This is a genomic window from Aquirufa sp. (assembly GCF_044342065.1).
Classification (GTDB): Bacteria; Bacteroidota; Bacteroidia; order Cytophagales; family Spirosomataceae; genus Aquirufa.
Map to the genome: position 1 here is coordinate 77670 of NZ_JBIIQN010000007.1, position 25292 is coordinate 102961.

Consider the following 25292-nt stretch of genomic DNA (forward strand, 5'->3'; position numbering starts at 1 on the left):
TTATAAAATATCGTCAAATAAGACGCGCATATAAAAACCAAGAGATTGGTTGTAGAGTGCTTTCGATTCTGTGGCAATATTGATAACTCCAGCTTGATAGGTTATTCCCAAAGAAACGAAATTTTGTGAAACGACCCCAAGTCCAATTTTAAAGCCCATATCCAAACGGCGAATATCACGCGAAAAACTCTCTCCAGTCGTAGACCTTAGCAGGTAAGAACCGGGTTTTGCCGGATTTGCTGACCGAATATCATACGTTGCGTTGTCCCAAAGGCCAATACCTAAATAGGGCGCACCCCATACAGAAAATCCACTTGCATATTCAGAAACGGAACCCAACTTGATTTCAAAATTGGGGCTAATATCCAAATAGTTTAAAGACAAATTGCGCTCTGTATAAGTCGAATCTGAGTAATTTGTTTTACCATGAAAGCCTTTTTGTGAAAGTGTCAGCATCGGATTAAAACTCACACGAGAAGTTAAAGGATAATGAATTCCAAATCCCGCTTCAAAGGTTGGCTTAAAAAAATAGGTTTCTCCACCGACGCCTTCCCCGTTAAATCGAGCCGATTTTGCCTCAAAATGAAAAATCTTCTTAGAACGATTTTTTTGCCCGTAAGCTGGACCTACCAAGAGGCAAAAACACAAAAAAGAAAGAGCAAAGTGCTTAATCATAGGATATTTCATGATAAATAATAGGCAATTTTAACCCATATTTGTGGAATCACCAACAAATTTCCTCGTTCGTTCTGGATTTATGGCAATAATTAAAAAAGGACTACTCCCTTATTTTCAATTTGAGGGCATCGAAGCTGGGCTTGATGAAGCTGGTAGAGGTTGTTTAGCGGGCCCAGTAGTAGCAGCTGCTGTTATTCTTCCAAAAGATTTTCATGATAAATTATTGACTGATTCTAAACAACTAAATGAAAAGCAGCGTCAACAACTACGCCAAGTAATAAAAACCTATGCCATAGAGTACGCTATTTCTGAAGTGGACCATGAAACAATTGATCGAATAAATATATATAAAGCAAGTGTTTTGGCTATGCATCGTGCAGTGGATCAATTAAAGATCAAGCCCGACCATTTGTTAGTTGATGGAAATCGATTTATAAGTTACCCATTTGTTCAACATACATGCATTGTCAAGGGGGATTCAAAATACTTTTCAATAGCCGCTGCCTCCATACTAGCAAAAACCTACCGAGATGAATGGATGGAGAATGCGGCAAAAAAATTTCCTGGCTACGGTTGGGAGCGTAATGCGGGTTATCCAACGCTTGAACATCGAAAGGCTGTGATTCATTTAGGTCCCAGCGATATACATCGAAAAACCTTTCGTGTAGAATTAAAGGAAAAAGTCTAAATTAGCATTTTACCTCCACTCGATGCGTTGTAAATATATACTAGGTTTAATCTTGTTGCTGCTAAGCTGCTCGATGCGTATACAAGCGCAACGAGAGCTTTATCGTACCGAGGAAAAAAGACGGATAGAGGAATTTGCGGATGAATTTAGCCGCGAACAAGGCAAACGTTTTACCCAAAGTTTAGAGCTAGCAAAAAAACGGGGAATAAAAGTATATGACCAAATTGGGGATAGGAAAATTTCACTCCAACAGATTAATGACATTGGAGAGCCCCTCTACCTAGGAATTGAATCAAATAATCGCTCAGGTCAAATTACAAGGACCAATCAGTTGTATTCAGGCGGTAGTTTAGGCCTTTCATTATCAGGTAAATCAGATACGCTTGCTGGGAAACTTGCTATTTGGGATGGTGGTGGAGTTTTGACAACCCACCAAGAGTTAGTCGGCCGTATTTTCCAACAAGAAAATACCACAAACGCTGATTTACATTCAACTCATGTGGCAGGAACCATGGTAGCTGGCGGCGTAATTGCCTCAGCTCGAGGAATGTCATTTGGGGCAGATTTAAAGGTATGGGACTACAATAACGATAATGCTGAAATCAGTGCTGCTTCACCTAATTTACTAATTAGCAATCATTCATACGGATACCAGTCAGGATGGGTATATGATTCAGCGAAAAAAAAATGGCAATGGTGGGGTAATGACGCGATAAGTGCGCAGGAAGATTATAAATTTGGCTTCTACGATAGCAATGCCCAGAACCTCGATAAAATTGCGTTTAATGCTCCATTTTATCTAATCACAAAATCTGCCGGAAATAGTCGTTCAGAAAATGGACCTGATTTTGCCAAGGGTGAATTTTACTTGCTCAAAAACACAAGAGATTCTTCGAATATCATTCGATTAAAAAATGATGGATATGATATCATATCAACAACAGGTAACGCAAAAAATATTTTAACTGTTGGTGCTGTAGAGTCCATTCAACAAGCACCAAACTCCCCAAGAGAACTCAGGGTAAGTAATTTTTCTAGTTGGGGCCCTACAGATGATGGACGCATTAAGCCCGATATTATGGGTGTAGGGACCGATGTCTTATCAACGAGTAATACGGCAAATGCGTCATATGCATCTTTGAATGGCACCTCCATGGCATCACCGAATGTTGCAGGATCGATGTTTTTATTGCAACAGTTGTATAATCGTCTAAATAATGGAAGGTTTATGCGCGCTGCTACGCTGAAAGGTCTGGTTATTCACACAGCGATGGATTTTGGTCCAGTGGGTCCAGATTATCAAAGCGGATGGGGCTTACTGCATGCAGAAAATGCAGCAAAAGTTATTCAAAACGTAAGTAAATCGCATGCTATTCGAGAGTTAAGCTTGAATAATGGCACCATTTACACTGAAAAAATTATCGCATCTGGTGTAGGAAATATTCAGGCAACACTTTCATGGACTGATCCGGAAGGTACTGTTTTACCACTGGTTGCGAGTAGTCTAAATAACAGGAGTCCTCGATTAATTAATGATCTGGATATTAAAATTCAAGATAGTAAAGGAAATTTTTTACCCTTTATACTTGACCCAGAAAATCCAGCTGCACTTGCAAAAACAGGTGTAAACAACTTAGATAATGTGGAAAAAATCAATATCCCACAATCAATACCAGGTGAGACCTATACAGTAACAATAAACCACAAAGGCACATTGAAAAATTCACAACCGCAGAATTTTTCTTTGATTTTTTCGGGAATTGGAGGTAAGGCCTATTGTAGCGTTGCTCCGACAAACAAACAACTTCTAATCACGCAATTGCTCGATGATAAAAAATCAATTGCAAATACATTGGATAGTACGGGAACCACATTGAACCTTGAAATAGGCGAAACCAAAACAGTTACGTTACAACTAGCACCCAATACCCCTAAAAATGTTCGCGCCTCAGTAGATTGGAATCAAGATGGTGATTTTGATGATGCCAATGAACTGATCAGCAATTTCACAGGCGTCGTAAACAATACGCTAAATCTTAGTGTAGCTGTACCCAGCAATACCATAACGGCTAATCGCTACAAAATGCGCATCATCGTTTCCACTAACCCGATTAACAGTTCTTGTGAAAACATTAACACCGGAAATATCTTTGAACCTTCCATTGAAATCACTCAACCCTCTAATGACATAGCTGCAATAAGTATCGCAAGTTCATCGGGTAGTTTTTGTCAAAATAAAGGGACAATCAACGTATTGGCCCGACTAAAAAATATGGGGAGTAAACCGCAAACCAACTTCCCTGTACGAGTGAATGTATTCTTGAATAAACTCCTTTTAACTACTTTAAATGGGGTTATGGATAATATATTAGCGGGTCAAGAAAAAGAGATTTCCTTACAAGGAAACGTTTCACTCGATGCAGGGGAAACCTATACTTTTGAGTTGGCACATCTTTTATCAACCGACCAATTAGCCAATAATAATACCATTCAATTAAATCAACTTATTGAAAACCCGAAAGCACCAATAGCCAGCGGTTCAGTGTGCACACCGGGTACAGTGGTCAATTTAACTTCAAACAGAGAGGAGTCCTTGTGGTACGCAAATAATACATTAGTAGGTGCGGGCGCCAAAATAAGCTTACCAGCCTCTGCTACCTATTCTGTTGCACAATCTGATTTCTCAGGAACCCTAAAACCAAGTAGTAAAGCCGCATTTGGAACAGGAACTTATTTTGAAAATTTTGGCCCAGAACCAATCATCGAAGTAAAAAGTCCGATTGTTTTGGAGAGTGCAAGAATATACGTAGGCACCTCGGGGACAATCACGTTCAGCGTATATAATCAGGACACAGGTGAACTAATAGCGTCGGTCACGAAACAGGTTGAAGCCACTCGTACGCAAAGTAATTTTACGAGAGTCAATAATCAACTGATAGACGACAAGAATGATCCTGGTCAAATTGTATTTCTAAATTTGCCTTTCCCTAAGGCCGGAAATTATTTACTTTCCCAGGCTTGCTCAAATGGAGCAAGTATATTTAGAAGCAATCGCATCTTGAACGATACGATTAATGCACCAACCAACATAGGTTATCCTTATACTATTCCCAATATACTTTCCATCACAGGGGCCAAATTCAATGGTGCTCCCATTGCTAGCGCATACTATTATTTTTATGATATGAAGTTCAAATCAATCGGTTGCCCAAGTCCTCGGACTCCCGTTGCTGTGACTTCTACGCCTAGCCCAAGCATAAGCATAAGTCCAACTGGCACGCTAACAACCTGTTTTAATGAGTCTAAACCTTTAGTCGCGACGGTAGGCGAAAATACGACTATCCAGTGGTTGCTTAATGGAGCTCCAATCGCTGGTGCAACAAAAGCGAATTTTATCGCCACAAAAGCAGGATCATATCAAGCACAAGCAAGTAATACCAGTTCGTGCACCAGCACAAGTGCCAGTTTTAACTTGAATTACTCAAGTCCTGTAGCTCCATCCGTTTCATATTCAAGCGGTATATTAAGATCAACAGGTGGGGGCAATTTACAATGGTTTCTAAACGGGAACCTCATACCAGGTGCTACACAAGCTACTTATCTTCCTACCCAATCTGGTAATTATACGATTAAAGTGACCGACATCAACGGTTGCCTTGCGTCATCAGAGAATTTCACTATCAGTATTTTGGCTGCTGAGGAGTTAAATCCATATACCAATATAACCGCATTCCCAAATCCGACACATGATGTTATCGAATTAGGATTCCCCGATTTATTGCTATTGCCTAAACAAGTGAAAATTCAAATTTGGAATAATTTAGGTCAAATGATTCAGGAGCAAGAAACGGAGGTTAAAAATCACAAAATCAGTGTGGATGTGCAAAGGTTGCCTTTGGGTAATTACTTGATGGGCTTTCCTAATTTGCCGAATCAAAAAGGAATTAAATTCCTCAAATTTTAACGATATAGCGTCCGCTGCTTGTCCCCATCAACATTTTTTCCAAGATTCTAGGAACCTCATCTAGACTGATTTCTTGACAAATGGAATCTAGATCAAGCATCCATTCGTTTGCAATTGAGGTCCAAATTTTTTGTTTGTAAGCTAGCGAAGAATCAGCTGAGTAAATGCCAAGCATGCGAATTCCACGAAGGATAAAAGGATAAACTTGAAGAGGAATTTCTATTCCGGCGGCCATACCACAAACTGCAACGGATCCCCCGTATTTCAATCGCTTTACTAACTGAACCAAAAAATCTCCCCCCAGTGTATCAATAGCCCCTACATAATCCATTGCGTACAAGGCGCGCACCGGCTCCTCAGAAAATTTCTGACGAGAAATTACGCGTGCCGCACCTAAATCAAGTAAGGTATTATTCAGTTGTGGCTTCCCATTCAAAGCCACAACTGAATAGCCCAATTTTTTTAATAACTGAATACTAATCATACCTACCCCACCACTAGCACCCGTAACCAATACATCCCCTTTTTCGGGGCTAACATGATTTGAAACCAAGGCATCAATAGCCATCGCAGCTGTCAATCCAGCGGTCCCCCATTGCATCGCGGTACGCGTAGACAAGGTTGGTGGTATTTCGATAACCCAATTAGCCGGTACGCATATATATTCCGAAAGCCCTCCATGCGCATTCATGCCCATGTCAAATCCCGTCACCAAGACACGAGTCCCAGCCAAAAAAGTGCCTGTAGGATCTTCCTCGACAACACCTGCGGCATCAATGCCAGGTATATGTGGATAATTACGCGTGATCCCTTTGTGGCCGTTTGCCGACAAAGCATCTTTAAAATTTAAGGAAGAATATTGAACCCGGATAAGAACGCCATCCATGGGTATAAATGAGCGAGGAAGTGATTGGACTTCATTCGTAACTTTCCCCTCGGTATTAATTTCCGTAACTAAAGCACGAAAAGTTTGCATGATTTATGTTATTTACCCCAGAAAAAAATCATCCGAGGCGACGTTTGATCATCAAACTTAGCTAAAGAATAGTCGCCCACCAAATTCATAAATTTCAATCCTGCTTCAGATGCATAATGCAAGAAGTCTTGCTTCGAAATCAATTCTACTTTCTCTTGGAAAGAATAAGATTGCCCTTTATCCTCAAAATCGATTGACTTATATAGGAATCCATGCTCATTCCAGCGCTTGATATGAAAAGTAATTCCTCCACGTTTCAGTTTTTCCTCCGGAACTAAGTTGGCCAAAATATAAGTCGGATTAAGAAAATCCATTACTAAAATCCCGCCCGGCCTTAAGCCTCCTGTAAATGTCTGAAAGGCCTTTAAATTATCTGAAGAATCATCAAAATAGCCAAAACTTGTAAAGAAATTGAAAACCACATCATATTGACCTTGTTTAGGTAAAGAAGATCGAATATCATGCACAAAAAAATGCACATGTTTGTTGGCTAATTTATTAGCCTGTTCAATATTACTAGGCGACAAGTCGAATCCCTCCACTTCCATACCCAGTCGTTGTAGCATTTTAGCATGACGCCCTTTTCCGCAGGCGGCATCTAGCACAAAAGCTCCCGGCTTAATGTCTAAATAGCTTTGTAAAGCTTCGATAAATTGCTTCGCTTCCTGATCATCCCGACTGGAATATAAAATATGATAATAGGGGGAATCAAACCACGTACTAAACCAAGTGACTTCTCCCATTACTTACGTACTTCCACATTTGCCAAAAAATCTTGGTAGGCTAATCGAATTCCATCTGCCAAATCTATATGATGTTTCCAGCCCAACTGATGTAATTTTGAAACATCCATTAATTTTCTTGGTGTTCCGTCAGGTTTTGAAAGATCCCAGCGAATTTCGCCATCAAAACCGATTATTTTTTTAACTGTTTCGGCTAATTCTTTAATTGTTACATCCACACCCGTACCTATATTGACCAATTCGGCATCGCTGTAATTTTCCATCAAAAACAAGCAGGCTTCCGCCAAATCATCTGCATATAAAAATTCACGCATCGGGGAACCTGACCCCCACAATTCCATTGTCGTATCTCCACGTTCTTTTGCCTCATGAAATTTACGAATCATTGCAGGTAACACGTGGGAGTTTTGTAAGTCATAATTATCATTTGGACCGTATAAATTTGTTGGCATAACCGAAATAAAATCGCATCCATATTGCGCACGATACGCCTCACACATTTTTATTCCAGCAATTTTAGCAATGGCATACGGCTCATTTGTGGGCTCCAAAAGGCCAGTCAACAGATAAGATTCCTTCAAGGGTTGAGGAGCCAACTGAGGGTAAATACAGGATGAGCCTAAAAACAGTAATTTAGTGACTTGGTTTAAATAAGCTGAATGAATCACATGATTTTGAATCGCTAAATTATCATATAAAAAATCGGCTCGATAGGTATTGTTGGCTATAATTCCACCAACTTTTGCTGCTGCTAAAAATACATACTCCGGTTTTTCTCGTTGGAAAAAATCCAATACCGCCTGTTGGTTCCGCAAATCTAATTCCTTTGAAGTGCGTACAAGGATATTTTGGTATCCATTCGACTTTAATTGTCGGACGATTGCCGACCCTACCATTCCACGATGTCCGGCAACATATATTTTAGCTTCCTTTTTCAATGCTTAATTAATCTGGGGGTAATAGTTCATAAAATCCCTGTAAAAATACATAAAGTACCTTAGCTAATCATTTAAATTCCTACTTTTGAAAAATTATTTTGCATAGCACGCGTTATTATCAATAATGAAAATTGGGGTTCTCGTTTTTTTCTGGGTCTACATGGTGAGTTTAGCAGGATATGCTCAAACCCAAACCGTAATTTCCTCAAAAAAGCCCTTAACTGATTCAACTATTCAGAAGGGATTTTTAGGAGGACGCCTAAGCACTGGACTAGAGCAGCAAATAGAAGGGCTAAAAAAGATAAGCACGGAAGGCAAAGCGATTATTGAGGATTTAGGGATAAAAAACCTTGGGATAAAAGCGAGTATGATGGCCCGTCGAGCAGTCAAAAAAGCCCCTCCTAAAGATGAGTATGAACGCATCAAGACCGAACGCCGATTAGGCAACTATGGGAGTGGCATTCGAAATACCCTTGAGGAAATCAATGTCGTAAAATATGTTGAAGATGAAGCTGTAAGTGCCTATGTCGGTGAAATTTGGTGGTTTGATCCAGCGCAATCACGTATTGTTACTGGTTCACTTAAAGATAATAAATCAGCTCAAATTTGCCATGGGCCTTTCAAACGCATAATTAATCAGCAAATTAATGAGCAAGGATTTTTCTATATGGGAGCAAAAGATGGTCGCTGGGAAACCTATGGACCAGATGGGGAATTAATTAATAAACAATATTTTCATCGTGGATTTCCCTCAGCGTCTAGCATTAGCTATTTTGATCTCGAAAAAACGAAAATTAAAGAGATTATACCCATAGTATACGGAAAAGTTCGAGGCCAATATCGAGCTTTCTATGCAAGTGGCAACTTAAAAGAGGAGGGCATGCTGGACGACAGTGTACGTGTAGGAAGATGGCGGGAATTTCATGAATTTGGAACGGGTGGCCGACTAAAAAAAGAGTGGCGCTATGGGAAGGATAAGTTTGAAAATCAGGAGCCTGAATTAATTCAGGAACGAGATGCACAGGGAAAAATCATATACCAACAAAAAACCACTTCGGAATAGTGTCGATTATCGATCCTATTAGCTTTGGCAATCCTTAAAGGTTTGCCAAAGCTAGCAGGAAAATGCGACTTAATCGCCTCTAAAACTTATAAATTCGTTTTGATTTTCAATTCATCCAATTGGGCCTGAGCCAATGGAGACGGCGAATCTATCATCACATCACGACCCGCATTATTCTTAGGGAAAGCAATGTAATCACGAATTGATTCCGTTCCACCAAACAGTGAACATAAACGATCAAAACCGAAGGCCAAACCACCATGAGGCGGCGCGCCGTATTCAAATGCGTCCAACAAGAAACCAAACTGTGCCTTCGCTTCCTCTTCACTAAATCCAAGAACTTCAAACATTTTCGATTGTAAATCCTTTTGGAAAATACGAATCGAGCCTCCGCCCACTTCCACGCCATTAACTACTAAATCATATGCATTTGCACGTACCTTGCCAAATTCTCCTGCTTCCATCAAGGCGATATCTTCCGGTTTCGGGCTCGTAAATGGATGGTGCATCGCGAACCAACGGTCCTCATCCTCTCCATACTCCAACAATGGGAAGTCGACAACCCAATGCACTTTGTAATTATTTGGATCACGCAAGCCCATGCGGGTTCCCATTTCTAAACGCAATTCGTTGAGTTGCTTACGAACCTTATCGCCATCACCTGACAACACTAAAATCAAATCCCCGGGAGCAGCATTAAAGGCCGTTGCCCAAGTAGCTAAATCAGCCTCAGAATAGAATTTATCTACGGAAGATTTCACCACACCGTCAGCTTGAACACGCGCATAAATCAACCCTTTCGCGCCGATTTGTGGACGTCTAACAAAATCCGTTAATTCATCCAATTGCTTGCGTGTATATTCCGCTGCACCTTTCACACAAATCCCTACAACCGTATTTGCCGCATCAAAAACTTGAAAATCTTTTCCAGAAGTAAAATCAATCCCCTCCCCTTTCAACTCGACGAACTTCATGTCAAAACGAATATCAGGCTTATCTGAACCATAATATTTCATCGCATCGGCATAGGTCATGCGGGGAACTTCGCCAATATCCAACCCTTTTACTGACGAGAATAAATGACGAATCAAGCCCTCGAACATATTCAGAATATCCTCTTGCTCCACAAACGACATTTCACAGTCGATTTGCGTAAACTCAGGCTGACGATCCGCACGTAAATCTTCATCACGGAAACATTTTACAATTTGATAATAACGATCAAATCCAGAAACCATCAACAACTGCTTAAAGGTTTGTGGCGACTGCGGTAAAGCATAAAACTCGCCTGGATTCATACGTGATGGTACCACAAAATCACGAGCTCCTTCTGGTGTTGATTTAATCAAAACAGGTGTTTCAACTTCAATAAAATCTTGCTTATCTAAATAATTACGCACCTCACGACCTACTTGATGGCGTAAACGAAGACTCTCTCGAATCGGATTACGACGCAAGTCCAAATAGCGGTATTTCATACGGATATCATCTCCCCCATCCGTCTCATCTTCAATTAAAAATGGAGGTAATTTGGCAGGATTCAATACCCGTAAGTTGGCCACCTTAATCTCCACATCCCCTGTTGGCAACTTATCATTCTTAGCTAAACGTTCCACAACCACTCCCTCTGCGGCCACCACGAACTCTCGGCCTAAACCACGCGCTAATGTTAAAGCGGCGGGATCCGATTTTCCTTCTTCCAACATTAATTGAGTGATGCCATAGCGATCGCGCAAGTCAATCCATAGCATTCCTCCCTTATCACGTGTTTTTTGAACCCAACCACATAAAGTGACTGTTTGGCCCACGTGCTCCATTCTCAATTCGCCGTTCGTGTGTGTACGTAACATAGTTTAATATAAAAATTCGTGCGAAATTACGGAAAAGAGTATGTAGTGTAAAACATTTACACGTTTATTCTTATTTAGTTAATTTCACAGTAAAATTAAATTAGGTGTCAACAGTAGGAGTAATCGGATCAGGAATAGGGGGAATTGCATTTGCCATACGCATGCAGTTACTAGGGCATAATGTAACGGTATTTGAGGCCAATGAACGGCCAGGTGGGAAGTTGGGCCTCTTGGAAATGCAAGGTTATCGATTCGACACTGGACCATCCTTGTTCACAATGCCTCATCTCGTGGATGAATTGTTTGAACTAGCTGGCAAGAACCCGCGAGATTACTTCAACTATGAGCGACTACCTGAAATTTGCCGTTATTTTTGGGAGGATCAAACCCGATTGAAAACGGTAGAAGACCCCGCAGAGACCGCGCAATTAATGGCTGAGGCACTGCAAGAAGATGCTGCAACCGTTTACCGATATATCAAAGAAGCTGGCGAAAAGTACAACATCGTAAGCGATTTGTTCCTCGATGACTCCTTACATAAATTCAGTACCTGGACGAGTAAAAAAGCGATGCATGGATATGCCAATCTGCACAAATTAGGTCTTTTTCAAACCATGCATCAGTCGCATAGAACCACGTTTAGAAACCCAAAGACCGTTCAATTATTTGACCGTTACGCAACATACAATGGATCTGATCCTTATCAGACACCTGCAACTCTCTCCATCATTCCACATTTGGAATACAATCTGGGGGCCTATTTCCCAAAAGGGGGTATGGTTGAAATCCCCAATGCCTTGGTTCGTTTAGCGAAGGAATTAGGTGTGCAGTTTCATTTCGGGGAAGCTGTCAAACGTATTCTATGCGATGGAAACAAGGTAAACGGAATACAAACGAATGAAGCCTCCTATGACTTTGATATCATAGCTAGCAATGCGGATATCAGGCCTACATATAATCATTTATTACCAACAGAGCTTCGCCCAAATAAATTACTCAATCAGCCTAAATCCAGTTCAGGCGTTATATTCTATTGGGGTGTTAAGCGTTCATTTGATGAACTTGGCGTACATAACATCTTTTTTTCTGAGGATTATCGTGCAGAGTTTGATGCCATTTTTAAAAAGGAAACCTTATATAAAGACCCAACGGTCTATGTACATATCTCAAGTAAGGTGGCTAAAGCAGATGCGCCAGCTGGTTGCGAAAACTGGTTTATACTCGTGAATGCCCCAGCAAATTCAGGACAAGATTGGGATGAACTTGTTCAACGATGTCGCCAACAAGTCATTGAAAAAATGAATCGGATTTTGGGCATAAAGCTGGAGGATTACCTTGTGGCAGAAGATTATTTAGATCCTAGACGGATTGAATCACGTACCTCTTCGTCGGGCGGTGCCTTGTATGGGAATTCGTCCAACAATAAATTTGCTGCATTTTTACGCCACCCCAATTATCGATCAGCCGTTAAAAATCTGTACTGGATAGGTGGAAGTGTACATCCTGGCGGAGGAATTCCACTTTGCTTGAGTTCGGCAAAAATTGCCACCAAGCTTTTTCAAGAAAATGCTTAATTTCGCAGAAAATAGAACTCATTATGATTCAAAGACCACAAACAATCTTCTTAAGCCTCGTTATAATTGCTAATTGCCTTGTTTCAATGGGCTGGAGCATTTGGGCTAAAGTAGGGCAATCAGGCCAAAGGGCCGAATTGTTTTTTAACGAATGGACCCTTACCCAGGCGGGGAAGTCAAGCGCCAACAGCACGATTACCTTAGTGATTTTATTGACCTTGTCGACCATCATTACCCTAATTACAATTTTTTCATTCAAGAATCGGATACGTCAAATGATGTTGGGATTAATTAACTCACTTTTATTAGCGGGAGCAATGGGGTATTCCTTTTGGGTGATTTTCAAAGAAGCTACGCCGGTTTTCGAACCAGAAGCACAAGGACAATATGGCTATGGTTTTTATGCGATGGTCGTGGCTTTATTAGCCAATATGATTGCAAATCGTTTAGTTCGTAAAGACGAAATGCTTGTGCAATCGTCTAATCGTATGCGTTAAAACTTATATAATGCCCTCTTTTAACAGGTCGTGGAGATGCACAAATCCCACGGCCTTTTTGTTTTCCATTACAACCAACTGCGTTATATTAAGGGATTGCATAGTGGCCAAAGCCTCGGTGGCAAATGCATCAGAATCGATTGTTTTGGGATTACGATTCATCATATCATCCAATTGAATATCTGACCAATTAGCTTGCTTTTCTAACATGCGACGGACATCTCCATCCGTTATGATACCAATTAGTTGGTTTTGTTGATCGACAATAGCCGTCGCGCCCAGGCGCTTCGAGCTAATTTCATGAATCGCTTCTTGTATACTCGCCGATGGAGCAATTGATGGAAATTCGTGTTGAGGGTATATATCACTAACCTTCAAATACATGCGTTTTCCTAAGGCTCCTCCCGGATGATACTTGGCGAAATCTTGTGCAGTAAATCCTTTGCATTCCAACAAACAAACAGCCAAGGCGTCACCTAAAGCTAACGCGACGGTTGTCGAAGTCGTGGGCGCTAAATTCATCAAATCTGCCTCTTGTTCGGCCAATGCATGTAATATAAAATCAGCTTGCTGGCCTAAATACGACTGCTTATTTGAAACCATGGCAATCAAGGAGACACCAGTGCGCTTAATCAGTGGCACCAATACTTTAATTTCAGGAGTATCGCCCGACTTGGAAATACAAATCACGGAATCCCCAGCTTGAATCATGCCCAAATCACCATGTATGGCATCAGCGGCATGCATAAACAAGGCCGGTGTTCCTGTCGAATTCATGGTAGCTACAATTTTCTGCGCAATAATAGCCGATTTCCCAATTCCCGTGAATACGATACGCCCTTTACTTGCAAGTAAATGCTCCACACAGGATTCAAATTCGGAGTCAATTCCATCGCTCACACGCAGAATTGCATCAGCTTCTTGACTTAAAACTTTTTTTGCTGTGCTTTGAATATTTTTGCTTAATTTCAATGTTAGTAAGATTTTGGGAACCCACAAAGATAGCCAAATCTTAAGCAATTACTGATATACACACGCCACCATAAAAAATATGCCGAATCCCAATTCTAGTGAGGTCTTGAAGGAACAGCTCAAAAAAACCTTTGGCTTTAGTCAATTTAGAGGGGAGCAGGAAGCCATCATTCGGAATACGATTGATGGGCATAACAGTTTCGTATTAATGCCGACAGGTGCTGGTAAATCACTTTGTTACCAATTGCCTGCCATTGTAATGCCGGGAACAGCCATTGTCATCTCCCCTTTGATTGCGCTGATGAAAAATCAGGTAGATCAGATGCTCGCTTTTGGCATCAATGCGCAATTTTTAAATTCGTCACTAAGTCGTGCTGAGATTAATCGAGTGAAGGCTGAGGTAATCAGTGGTAGTGTTAAATTACTTTACATCGCCCCTGAATCACTTAACAAACAAGAGAATCTGAATTTTTTACAGCAAGCTAAGATTTCGTTTGTGGCGATTGACGAAGCTCACTGTATATCTGAATGGGGACATGATTTCCGACCAGAATATCGAAAAATTCGTAACATCATCGAATCGATTGATGCGAAATTGCCCATCATTGCATTAACCGCGACAGCAACGCCAAAGGTGCAGCAGGATATTCAAAAAACCTTGAATTTAGAGGATGCTACAGTATTTAAATCTTCCTTTAATCGAAAGAATTTGTATTACGAGATTCGTTCGAAAAAAGATATAGACAAACAGTTAATTCGTTACATCAAAAGCCATGCAGGCAAAGCGGGAATTATTTATTGCTTGAGCCGCAAACGTGTGGAAGAAGTATCCGAATTATTGGGCGTTAATGGAATTAAGGCTTTACCCTATCATGCAGGCCTAGATCCACAGGTTCGCATGTCGAACCAGGAAGCCTTTTTAAATGAAGAAGTCGAAGTGATGGTCGCCACGATAGCCTTTGGTATGGGAATAGACAAACCGGATGTTCGATTTGTGATTCATTATGATGCGCCTAAATCATTGGAAGGCTATTATCAGGAAACAGGACGTGCGGGTCGTGATGGTTTAGATGGTACGTGTATCTTGTTTTACACCTATGATGATATTTTAAAACTTGATAAATTCAATAAAGACAAGGCTGTATCCGAAAAGGAGAATGCCAAGATTTTATTGAGTGAAATGGTTTATTATGCGAATTTGGGTGTTTGCAGAAGAAAGCAACTCTTAAGTTATTTTGGTGAGCACAAAGCGGATAATTGTGGTTTTTGCGACAATTGTTTACATCCCACCCCAACATACAAGGCAGAGCAAGAAGTATCATGGGTACTTGAAGCGGTTAAACAAACCGGGGAGAAGTTTGACGCAGAACATATAGCAGATGTACTTGAGGGCAAAACCAATCAATATACCCAGAGCTATGAGCAAGAAAGCCTACGTGTATTTGGCATAGGAAAGCAAGTATCATGGGCTATTTCTGAAGAAGAGGACGATGATGATGAGGAAGATGATGATGTAGAGGGCGAAGAAAAAGCCCCTAAAAAACAAAAACTTCGAAAAAAGAAAAAAGAAGTAAATCCGGAAGATGAAAAATCCCCTTGGATTTCATTCATCAAGCAGGTATTAATTTATGATTTATTAACTAAAGACATCGAAAACTACGGTGTCCTAAAGTTAAATGAAAAAGGGGATGCCTTCTTAAAGGATTCATATCCATTGACATTCTCGCGTGATCATGATTATGAGCAGGAAGCGATAACGGCCGAAAATGATGAGGAAAATGCTGCAGTAGGGGCTAAAGCATATGATGATGCCTTGTTTGAAATCCTAAAAAACCTTCGCAAAAAAGTAGCAAAAGAAAAAAACCTGCCTCCTTACGTGATTTTCCAGGATCCCTCGTTGGAAGAAATGGCAACTACTTACCCTACAACACAAGAGGAGATGTCGCAGATTAATGGCGTCGGGATGGGGAAAGTAGTGAAATTTGGAAAGCAATTCCTCGAGGCAATTATTCGTTATGTCGAGGAAAATGAAATTGAAACAGCAAAAGAGGTCGTTGTCAAATCAACTGTTAATAAATCAAAAATCAAAATTTACATCATCCAACAGGTTGATCGAAAAATTGATTTGGATTTGATTGCTGAGCAAAAAGAATTATCGATGGCTGAATTGATTGAAGAGATCGAAGCTATTTGTTATTCGGGAACGAAATTGAATTTGGATTACTTTATTAATCAAGTAATTGAGCCTGACAAGCAAGAGGAAATCTATGATTACTTTATGTCAGCAGATACGGATAATATTACCCAAGCTTTAGATGAGTGTAATATTGATGATGTAAGTGAGGAGGAATTGCGTTTGATGCGAATTAAGTTTTTGAGTGAATTAGCCAATTAATAAAAATATGAATGTTTTAATTATCGGGTCAGGAGGTCGTGAACATGCGTTTGCATGGAAAATCGCTCAAAGCCCATTACTAAGTAGTTTATTTATCGCACCTGGAAATCCGGGGACAGCAAGTTTAGGTACCAATTTAGCCATCGGAGTAGCGGATTTAGCAGGCATAGTCGAGGCGATTCGTAAGCATCAAATTGAATTAGTTGTTGTGGGCCCAGAGGAGCCATTAGTTAAAGGGCTTCGTGATTACATTGAATCTCAAGATGACTTACAACAGGTTGGCATCGTAGGGCCGGGGGCTGAAGGAGCACAATTAGAAGGCAGTAAAGATTTCTCAAAAAATTTCATGCAGCGACATGGTGTTCCTACGGCAGCGTCACAAACGTTCACAAAAGAAACCATTGAGGCAGGTTTGGCTTATTTGGACACACAATCATTGCCTATTGTTTTAAAAGCCGATGGCCTAGCCGCTGGAAAGGGGGTAATCATCGCGCAAACTTTGGAAGAAGCCAAAACATCGTTGAGAGAAATGTTGCTTGATTCGAAATTTGGAGCAGCGTCTGATAAAGTTGTTATAGAGCAGTTTTTACGCGGGATTGAATTATCCGTATTTGTCTTAACAGATGGAGAAAATTATGTGGTATTACCGGAAGCAAAAGACTACAAGCGCATTGGAGAAAATGATGAAGGCTTAAATACCGGCGGTATGGGTGCCGTATCACCTGTGCCATTTGCAACGTCTTCCTTTATGGAACATGTGGAAAATCGCGTAATTAAGCCGACTTTAGCTGGATTAAAAGCTGACGGAATAAAATACCAAGGCTTTATCTTCATTGGGTTAATGAATCACGAAGGTGAACCTTACGTCATTGAGTACAACGCACGGATGGGTGATCCAGAAACTGAGGTTGTATTGCCCAGAATCGAATCTGATTTCTTATCTTTACTCCTTGCGGCTGCCAAAGGGACTTTGAATGAGGAAAAAATTCAACTTTCTACTCAATACGCGGTGACCACAATGGTCGTAGCGGGTGGGTATCCTGAAGTTTACCCAAAAGGAGATGTGATTACAGGCCTAGACCAAGTGGTTGACGCCCATATTTTCCACGCGGGAACAAAGGAGCAAAACGGCCAACTCGTAACAAATGGTGGACGAGTAATTGCCTTAACAGGCACTTCGAATACCTTGGAGAAAGCGATTCAAAAGTCTCAAAAGGCAGCACTCGCAATCCAATTCGAAGGGAAAAATTTTAGAAGAGATATTGGCCTTGACGTCCTTAGGTATAACGGATAATTCGCCAATCAAGCATAAATTATGGCATGTAAATCGTGTTCAACAGGATCATGTGGATCCAAAGGAATAGCCGGCGAAGTCGCGGGCTGTCAAAGCAATGGAGGTTGTGGCACAGGAGGCTGCAATAAAATGAATGTCTTTGACTGGCTCTCCGACTTAGATGTACCTCAATTTCAGCGTTTTCATATTGTTGAAATTAAATTCAAAGGAGGACGTAAAGAATATTTTCGAAATACTAATCAACTTGAACTGCATACCGGCGATGCGGTAATGATTGAGTCTACTACGGGCTTGCATTTAGGAATTGTTTCATTGCAAGGTGAACTAGTTCGTTTGCAATTGTTGAAAAAAAGCATCAAAGATGATGATAATTTAAAGTCAATTGTTCGTATCGCAACGGATAAAGACCTTGAAAAACATGAGCAAATGATGGCACTCGATATGCCTACCATGTATCGTGGAAGACAAATCATCGGCGATTTAAAATTGAACATGAAACTGTCTGATGTAGAGTTTCAATCAGATGGAACGAAAGCTGTATTTTATTACTCTTCCGACGACCGAGTTGATTTCCGAGAATTGATTAAAATATTGGCTACCGAATTTAAAGTGCGCGTGGAAATGAAACAAATTTCCTTGCGACAAGAAGCTGGACGTTTAGGTGGCATTGGCGTTTGTGGTCGTGAACTTTGCTGTTCGACATGGCTTACCGACTTCAAAAACGTAACAACATCAGCAGCGCGTTATCAGAACTTATCATTGAACCCTGTAAAGTTAAGCGGGCAATGTGGGCGCTTGAAATGTTGCTTAAACTATGAGCTGGAGACCTATATGGACGCCTTGAAAGGTATCCCAACGATTGAAGGTCGACTAAAGACAAAAAAAGGGGACGCGATCTTACAGAAGACCGATATATTTAAGCGGATGATGTGGTTTGGTATTGTGGGAGAAGAAGCAATATGGATTCCAGTAAGTTGCGACCGAGTTGCTGAAATCATTGAGTTGAACAAAAAAGGCATTATTCCTGAATCTTTCGCTGATTTAAATCCTGATGCGCCAGTGGTAGAAAAGCTATCTTTATCTGAATTGAATTCGGATTTAGAACGCATGGATAAAAAGTATGGCGGGAAAAAACCTGGAAATAAGCCTGGAAATAACCGCGGGGGTCGAGATCGTTTTGAAAATAGAGGGCCTCGTGAAAACCGTGGTCCTAAACCCGATGGACGTGAAAATCCGAGAGGCCCAAGACCAGATAATCGCGGTCCTAAACCAGGTACGCAGGGAACAGTTGGTGAAGAAAATCGTCCTCAAAGACCGCAACCGGAGAGAAATCCAAGGCAAGAACAAGGTCCTAAACCTGAAGGAGCTGGACCAGTTGCCGATGGCGAAAATGTAACGCCAAAACCTTTTAAGAAAAAGTTTAAGAAGAAATTTAAACCGCGCCCTCCGCGTGAGGGAGGTTCATCAGAAGCACCAGCAGCGCAATAAGCTATGTATTTCAAGCGAATATTACTACTATTAACAGCTATAGTGGCTGTAGCTTGCCAAACTGACACGCTCGTAGACCAGACTGTTTCACTCGCCGAACAAGGCTGGTTACAGAAAAACAAAGTTCTTATTGATTTCCAAGTGACTGATACGGTTAAGACTTATGATGTTCAAGTAGCTTTACGCCAATCGAATGAATACCCCTATTATAATCTTTATTATGTACCCAAAATACTAAATGCAGAAGGTAAGGTAGTTAAACGTGCATTTGTAGAGGCTTTTTTTTATGATGTGAAAACAGGTAAACCAAGAGGCCGTGGCCTAGGAGACATGTACAGCCACCAATATACCATTTTCAAAGGAATCCGATTCCCCAAAATAGGGAAATACCAAATAAGTCTAGAGCAATATATGCGAACTGACACCTTGAAAGGAATTATTTCCGCAGGCGCATCCATCATTGAAACACCTGAAAACGATGGCAAAAATTGACAACATTGATAAGCAATTATTAGCTTTTCTTCATGAGGATGCCTTTATGTCAAACAAAGAGATGGCATCTAGATTGGGCTTAAGTGCTACCCCAATCCATGAGCGCATCAAGCGCATGGAAAAAGAAGGTGTAATTACAGGATACAAAGCGACCATCAATCCCAATAAGTTAGGGAAATCATTAACGGTTTTTTGCGATATTTCCTTGAAAGAGCATGCCGCTGAATACTTAAATCAATTCGAAATAGATGTCATGTCACTCGTCGAAGTACAAGAATGTTATTGCGTTTCAGGACACAGTGATTTTCTATTAAAGATTGTAGTTTCCGACATGGATGAATACCGAAATTTCATCCTTCACAAATTAGCAAGTATTAAAAATATCGGAAATGCTCAGAGTCATTTCGTAATGAATCAGATTCAAAATGAGCAAATTTTACCCTGGCTAACAAATAAGACAGACCAATAAACCTACAATTTAGGACAGCTAAATAGTAGAAAATATGTAATTTGACTATTATCCTAAACCGACTATATAAATAACAGATGAATAAAGTAACCAAATCGATCGTAAGCCTCTTGTCTATTGCCTTAATCTTAGGTCTTGCGTTTTATCCGAAAATCAAACAGGCTTTAAACAAAAATCCTGAAGAAGCTAAGAAAGAAAAAGGTGGCCCGGGTGGTAAAGGAGGAGGAAAGACTGCTGTAGTCGTTTCTGTAGTTAAATCAACTCGCTTGGATGACATGGTGAATACCACAGGAAGTATTCTTGCCAATGAAGAAGTTGAAATTCGTTCTGAAATCGCAGGAAGAATTATATTATTAAACATCAAAGAAGGTGATGTTGTACAAAAAGGCACCGTACTTTTCCGAATTAATGATGATGATTTGCAGGCTCGTTTACGTAAACTAGGTTTCAATAAAAAACTAGCTGAGGACAATGAAGCGCGTCAAAAAATCCTATTACAGAAAGAAGCCATTTCGCAAAGAGAATATGATATCGCCGTAAACTCTGTGAATACCATCGAAGCTGATATTGAAGATTTGAAAGCTCAAATTATCAAGACAACCGTAAAGGCCCCATTTTCAGGAACCATCGGTTTCCGTTATGTCAGCTTAGGAAGTTATATTTCCCCTACAACTAAAATTGCCACACTAACCAATACCAATCCAGCTAAAATCGAATTCTCCATCCCAGCAAAATATGCGACTGAAATCCGAAAAGGAAGTACTGTTGAATTTCAAACGGAAAATGAAGACAAAACTTTTACGGGAAAGGTATATGCGGTAGACCCTAAGATAGACCCGTTAACAAGAACATTGCAAATTCGTGCCGTAGCGGCTAATCCAGGGAATCAATTAGTTCCGGGAGCTTTCGCCAAAATTAATTTGATCTTAAAATCAAAAGGAAGCGCTATTCTTATCCCTACTGAAGCCGTAATTCCAGAAGCCATAGGTAGTAAAGTTTTCATTGTCAAGCAAGGGAAGTCGGTTCCTGTGAAAGTTAAACTAGGTAATCGCGGCGAAAAAAGTGTTGAGATTTTATCGGGTCTTTCGATTGGAGATACGCTCATTACCAATGGTGTAATTCAGGTAAAACCGGACGGCGAAGTTGAAATCAAAGAAGTTGTAGAATAAAGGATTTATGGCATCCATCTATGTGAGTCGGTCCTTATGGGAATATAAGTTTCGAAAACTAAGCTATTGGTTTTCGGCATGTGTATCCTATATCCAACTTTTCATAAGTATTCGTCTAGAAAGAATCAAATATCCGGTGGTTGGCATTTTACTTGCTGAGCATCTGGGAGACATTATCGCTGCTGAGCCCATAATAGATGAACTTAGAAAAAAGCATCCAAACGCTCGCATCGTTTGGATTGTTAAATCAACATTTAAAGACCTGCTAATACATCATCCACACATTGATCGCGTAATAGTTGAGAATTCATTGTTAAGCAGCATTTGGCTAACTGGAAATAACCCATTTACGCATTTTTATAATTTGCATTTGAGTGGATTGCGCTTTGACCCTTTTTTTAAACGTGAATTGATAAATACACAAGCAGAGCTTATTGGATTAAATCAAAGTAATTACTACGTAAATAAAAATTTATTGGGAGGGTTTTATGCGTTGTGCGGTATCGCTTACCAACAATCTAAACAGCCATACCTGTATTTAGGCCAGGTATCTACCCCAAAACTCCCAGCAAAATACTGGGTAATTCATCGTAAATCAAACGGTAAAGATCGAGAGTGGCGGGATGATGGCTGGGTAAAGCTAATTCAACAGGCGCTTGAAACATATGAGGTGAATATCATTGAAGTAGGCGTTTCCGATGGCTTATCTTTTTCCCATCCCAAATTCACTTCACTGGTAGGCAAGACTAGTATTTGTGAAATGGCCAAAATAATTGCTGGTGCTGATTTTTTCGTAGGTATTGATTCTGGTCCCACACACATTGCAAATGCTTTCGAAGTTCCAGGTTTAATTTTACTTGGTCAATATAAAAATTTTAAAAACCACATGCCTTACTCAGGCGCTTATGAACTTGGCCGTGCAACAATTTATCATTATCCAAATGGTTCCTCGGTCGAAATTCCAACAGAAATTGTTTGGCAACAACTAAGTAACATACATCCAATTCCCGAAAAGAAATTGGCCTAAAACCTATTCAACCTATGGCATCATTATCAGAAATTAGCATTAAACGCCCCGTACTTTCTATTGTCATGTCGGTGACCATAATTGTATTCGGCCTAATTGGTTATTCCTATTTGGGAATCAGGGAATACCCATCGGTTGACCCACCGGTAGTTACCGTACAAACGAGTTATACCGGAGCAAATGCGGATATCATAGAATCCCAAATTACGGAACCACTGGAAGAATCAATTAACGGGATTGCTGGAATCAAAACGCTTTCGAGTTCAAGTCGAGATGGTCGTTCAAACATTACCGTAGAATTTGATTTGGCGGTAAACATTGAAGATGCGGCAAACGATGTTCGTGACCGTGTTTCTCGTTCTATGGCATTGCTTCCAAAGGATGTAGACCCTCCCGTAGTTTCAAAAGCAGATGCCGATTCAAATCCCATCTACAACCTAAACATCTACTCCAGCACACGCGACTTATTGAGTCTAAATGAAATCGCCACTCGGAATGTCAAAGAAAAACTTCAGACAATACCAGGTGTGAGTTCAGTTCAAATGTGGGGGGAGAAGAAATATGCGATGCGATTACACATCGACCCTGAGCGTTTAGCATCATTTAGATTAACCGCTCCGGATATTGTAAGTGCATTAACAAAGCAAAACATTGAGTTACCTTCAGGTAGCATTGAAGGAAATAATACAGAACTAACTGTTCGAACTCAGGGCCGTATGACATCTGTAGAGGATTTTAATAACCTTATTATCCGGGAAGAGGGTGATCGTTCCGTAAAATTCTCGGATGTAGGAAACGCGGAACTTGCGCCTGAAAACGAAAAGACATTTTTTAAAAGGGATATGGTCCCTATGATTTCAATTGCTGTAATTCCTCAACCGGGTTCCAATCAAATTGAAATTGTCGATCAGATTCACAAAAAATTCAAGCAAATTCAAACGACCATCCCAAGTGATGTAATATTGAAAGAAGGCTTTGATAATACCAAGTATGTGCGAAAATCAATTGAAGAAGTAGAGGAGACTATCTTAACGGCTATCTTATTAGTTACCATTGTCATTTTCTTATTTTTACGCGATTGGCGGTCCACCATTATTCCATTAACGGCAATCCCTGTGTCTCTGATTGGCGTGTTTTTCTTCATGTATTTGGCGGGATTCTCAATCAATGTGTTGACTTTATTGGGTATTGTGCTCTCGATTGGTCTAGTGGTTGATGATGCCATTGTTGTATTAGAAAATATCTACACGAAAATAGAAGAGGGCTTAAGTCCATGGGAGGCTGCCTTGTCGGGTTCAAAAGAAATCTATTTCGCCGTTATTTCTACGACGGTTACACTAGCTGCGGTTTTCTTACCTGTTATTTTCCTACAAGGTATCACAGGGCAATTGTTCCGTGAATTCGGAATTGTCGTTGCAGGATCCGTTATCATCTCGGCATTTGTTTCATTGACCTTAACCCCGATGTTAAGTTCGAAATTATTAAAGGGGGGCCATAATAAACCTTGGTTTTACAGGGTTACGGAACCATTTTTTGTGTGGATGACAACGGCATACGAGAACTCGCTTAATTCTTTCCTTCGGGTGCGCTGGGTTGCTTGGGTGATTATGATCGGATTAATTGGCGTCATCTACGGACTATTTAAAACAGGGGCAATTCCATCTGAATTAGCTCCATTGGAAGACCGCGGACAATTGCGGGTGAGTGCAACCGCTCCTGAGGGCGCTACCTTTGATTATATGTTAAACTTCACAGATGACATTACCAAAGCCATCATGGAGGAGATTCCAGAAAAAGAAAGAAGCGCTATTTATACCATCACCTCTCCGGGCTTTGGTAATGCAGGTTCTAATTCAGGCATGATCCGGATTCTGTTAAATGATTCCGTACGTAGAAGCCAGCAAGCCATTGTGGACGCGCTTCAGCCTAAGGTAAAGAAATTTTCAGGCGCGAAATCCATCGTAATCCAAGAGCCTACGCTTCAAACGGGCCAACGAGGTGGTGGCGGATTACCTGTTGCCTTTGTTGTTCAGGCTCCGAATTTCGACAAGTTGAAGAAAATGATGCCACAGTTTATGGCAAAAGTTCGCGATTCCCCCAAGTTTGAGATTTCAGATATCAACTTAAAATTCACTAAACCTGAATTACGCTTGGAAATCGATCGTGCAAAAGCACAGAATTTGGGCGTATCTATTCAGGATGTTGCACAAACCTTGCAATTAGGTCTTTCAGGTAGACGCTTTGGCTACTTTATCATGGATGGTAAACAATATCAGGTTATTGGTCAAATCAACCGCTCTTTACGAAATGATGTGAATGACTTAAAATCGTTATATGTTAAAAATAATCGGGGGGATTTAATCCAACTCGACAATATGGTTAAGATAACGGAACAAAGTACACCTCCGCAATTATTCCGCTTCAACCGCTATTCGGCAGCTACAGTAACGGCGCAAATGGCGAAAGGGGTTACCTTGGGAGAAGCGCTTGACGAAATGGATAAACTGGCAAAGGAGACTTTTGACGAATCATTCTCAACAGCCTATGATGGTCAAAGTAAGCAGTTCAAGGAGTCAAGTTCTTCTTTGTTGTTTGCCTTTGCTCTAGCCATTTTATTGATTTATTTGATACTTTCTGCACAATTTGAAAGCTTCATAGACCCATTTATTATTTTATTTACGGTTCCATTGGCCGTTGCAGGAGCTTTATTATCCCTCTGGGATTTTGGCCAAACATTAAATATCTTTTCGCAAATTGGTATCATTGTATTGATTGGTCTAGTAACCAAAAATGGTATTTTGATTGTGGAATTTGCCAACCAGCAAAAAGAGAATGGATTGACTAAGATGGATGCGGTTAAAAATGCAGCCACGGCACGTTTTAGACCGATTGTCATGACCTCTTTATGTACAATTTTAGGTATTTTGCCTATTGCATTAGCTTTAGGGTCTGGATCAACTAGCCGTGTATCAATGGGTATTGCGGTAGTAGGTGGTATGTTATTTTCAACAACCC

Annotated in this window: 19 protein-coding genes; 13 read left to right on the top strand and 6 right to left on the bottom strand. The window is 40.5% G+C overall.

Annotated elements, in window-relative coordinates; genetic code table 11:
* Positions 1-687 carry an outer membrane beta-barrel protein gene (locus ACIQZ2_RS04480; RefSeq protein WP_395767644.1) on the bottom strand — a complete coding sequence of 229 codons (687 nt, stop codon included), beginning with the start codon at positions 685-687 and terminating at the stop codon, positions 1-3.
* A gap of 70 nt (positions 688-757) precedes the next feature.
* Between ACIQZ2_RS04480 and ACIQZ2_RS04485 the strand changes: the two genes are divergently transcribed.
* On the top strand, positions 758-1366 hold the full coding sequence (locus ACIQZ2_RS04485) for a ribonuclease HII (RefSeq protein WP_395767662.1): 609 nt from the start codon (positions 758-760) through the stop codon (positions 1364-1366).
* A 73-nt stretch (positions 1367-1439) separates the two neighbouring features.
* Positions 1440-5330 carry a S8 family serine peptidase gene (locus tag ACIQZ2_RS04490; protein ID WP_395767645.1) on the top strand — a complete coding sequence of 1297 codons (3891 nt, stop codon included), beginning with the start codon at positions 1440-1442 and terminating at the stop codon, positions 5328-5330.
* On the opposite strand, the gene ACIQZ2_RS04495 is transcribed toward ACIQZ2_RS04490, so the two are convergent.
* The 3 genes from ACIQZ2_RS04495 to ACIQZ2_RS04505 are packed head-to-tail and all read right to left on the bottom strand — an operon-like array spanning position 5320 to position 7987.
* Complete coding sequence (locus ACIQZ2_RS04495) at positions 5320-6306, bottom strand: YhdH/YhfP family quinone oxidoreductase (protein WP_395767646.1); 987 nt, start codon at positions 6304-6306, stop codon at positions 5320-5322. The two genes, ACIQZ2_RS04490 and ACIQZ2_RS04495, sit on opposite strands and share 11 nt — an antisense overlap.
* A gap of 8 nt (positions 6307-6314) precedes the next feature.
* Positions 6315-7049, bottom strand: a complete 735-nt coding sequence (locus ACIQZ2_RS04500) for a class I SAM-dependent methyltransferase (RefSeq protein ID WP_395767647.1) — start codon at positions 7047-7049, stop codon at positions 6315-6317.
* Complete coding sequence (locus tag ACIQZ2_RS04505; protein ID WP_395767648.1) at positions 7049-7987, bottom strand: GDP-L-fucose synthase family protein; 939 nt, start codon at positions 7985-7987, stop codon at positions 7049-7051. The genes ACIQZ2_RS04500 and ACIQZ2_RS04505 overlap by 1 nt, the downstream gene beginning before the upstream one ends.
* A 124-nt stretch (positions 7988-8111) precedes the next feature.
* Between ACIQZ2_RS04505 and ACIQZ2_RS04510 the strand changes: the two genes are divergently transcribed.
* Entirely contained in the window at positions 8112-9050 is a 939-nt protein-coding gene (locus ACIQZ2_RS04510; protein WP_395767649.1) for a toxin-antitoxin system YwqK family antitoxin, read from the top strand.
* Between the two features lie 86 nt (positions 9051-9136).
* On the opposite strand, the gene aspS is transcribed toward ACIQZ2_RS04510, so the two are convergent.
* On the bottom strand, positions 9137-10900 hold the full coding sequence (aspS, locus tag ACIQZ2_RS04515; RefSeq protein ID WP_395767650.1) for an aspartate--tRNA ligase: 1764 nt from the start codon (positions 10898-10900) through the stop codon (positions 9137-9139).
* 104 nt (positions 10901-11004) lie between these two features.
* On the opposite strand from aspS, the gene crtD reads away from it, so the two are divergent.
* Entirely contained in the window at positions 11005-12474 is a 1470-nt protein-coding gene (gene crtD / locus ACIQZ2_RS04520; protein WP_395767651.1) for a 1-hydroxycarotenoid 3,4-desaturase CrtD, read from the top strand.
* Between the two features lie 23 nt (positions 12475-12497).
* Positions 12498-12971, top strand: coding sequence for a DUF4293 domain-containing protein (locus ACIQZ2_RS04525; RefSeq protein WP_395767652.1), 474 nt, complete (start codon positions 12498-12500; stop codon positions 12969-12971).
* A gap of 3 nt (positions 12972-12974) precedes the next feature.
* Here the strand turns inward: ACIQZ2_RS04525 and ACIQZ2_RS04530 are convergent, their stop codons facing one another.
* Entirely contained in the window at positions 12975-13943 is a 969-nt protein-coding gene (locus ACIQZ2_RS04530; protein ID WP_395767653.1) for an SIS domain-containing protein, read from the bottom strand.
* 79 nt (positions 13944-14022) lie between these two features.
* Here ACIQZ2_RS04530 and ACIQZ2_RS04535 point away from each other — a divergent pair, with 79 nt between their 5' ends.
* The 8 genes from ACIQZ2_RS04535 to ACIQZ2_RS04570 form a co-directional block, all read left to right on the top strand.
* The gene (locus ACIQZ2_RS04535) at positions 14023-16338 is read left to right on the top strand and encodes a RecQ family ATP-dependent DNA helicase (RefSeq protein WP_395767654.1); all 2316 of its coding nucleotides are present in this window, start codon (positions 14023-14025) and stop codon (positions 16336-16338) included.
* A 7-nt stretch (positions 16339-16345) separates the two neighbouring features.
* Positions 16346-17632: a phosphoribosylamine--glycine ligase gene (gene purD, locus ACIQZ2_RS04540; protein ID WP_395767655.1), complete on the top strand. Its 1287-nt coding sequence runs from the start codon at positions 16346-16348 to the stop codon at positions 17630-17632.
* Positions 17633-17653: 21 nt separating this feature from the next.
* Positions 17654-19120, top strand: a complete 1467-nt coding sequence (gene ricT / locus ACIQZ2_RS04545; protein WP_395767656.1) for a regulatory iron-sulfur-containing complex subunit RicT — start codon at positions 17654-17656, stop codon at positions 19118-19120.
* A gap of 3 nt (positions 19121-19123) precedes the next feature.
* Positions 19124-19612, top strand: coding sequence for a gliding motility lipoprotein GldH (gene gldH / locus ACIQZ2_RS04550; protein WP_395767657.1), 489 nt, complete (start codon positions 19124-19126; stop codon positions 19610-19612).
* A complete protein-coding gene (locus ACIQZ2_RS04555; protein ID WP_395767658.1) occupies positions 19599-20081 on the top strand; it encodes an Lrp/AsnC family transcriptional regulator in 483 nt (160 codons plus the stop codon). The genes gldH and ACIQZ2_RS04555 overlap by 14 nt, the downstream gene beginning before the upstream one ends.
* 77 nt (positions 20082-20158) lie before the next feature.
* A complete protein-coding gene (locus tag ACIQZ2_RS04560; protein ID WP_395767659.1) occupies positions 20159-21250 on the top strand; it encodes an efflux RND transporter periplasmic adaptor subunit in 1092 nt (363 codons plus the stop codon).
* Positions 21251-21257: 7 nt separating this feature from the next.
* Entirely contained in the window at positions 21258-22277 is a 1020-nt protein-coding gene (locus ACIQZ2_RS04565) for a glycosyltransferase family 9 protein (RefSeq protein ID WP_395767660.1), read from the top strand.
* A 14-nt stretch (positions 22278-22291) separates the two neighbouring features.
* On the top strand, positions 22292-25292 hold a 3001-nt coding region (locus ACIQZ2_RS04570; protein WP_395767661.1), incomplete at its 3' end, for an efflux RND transporter permease subunit.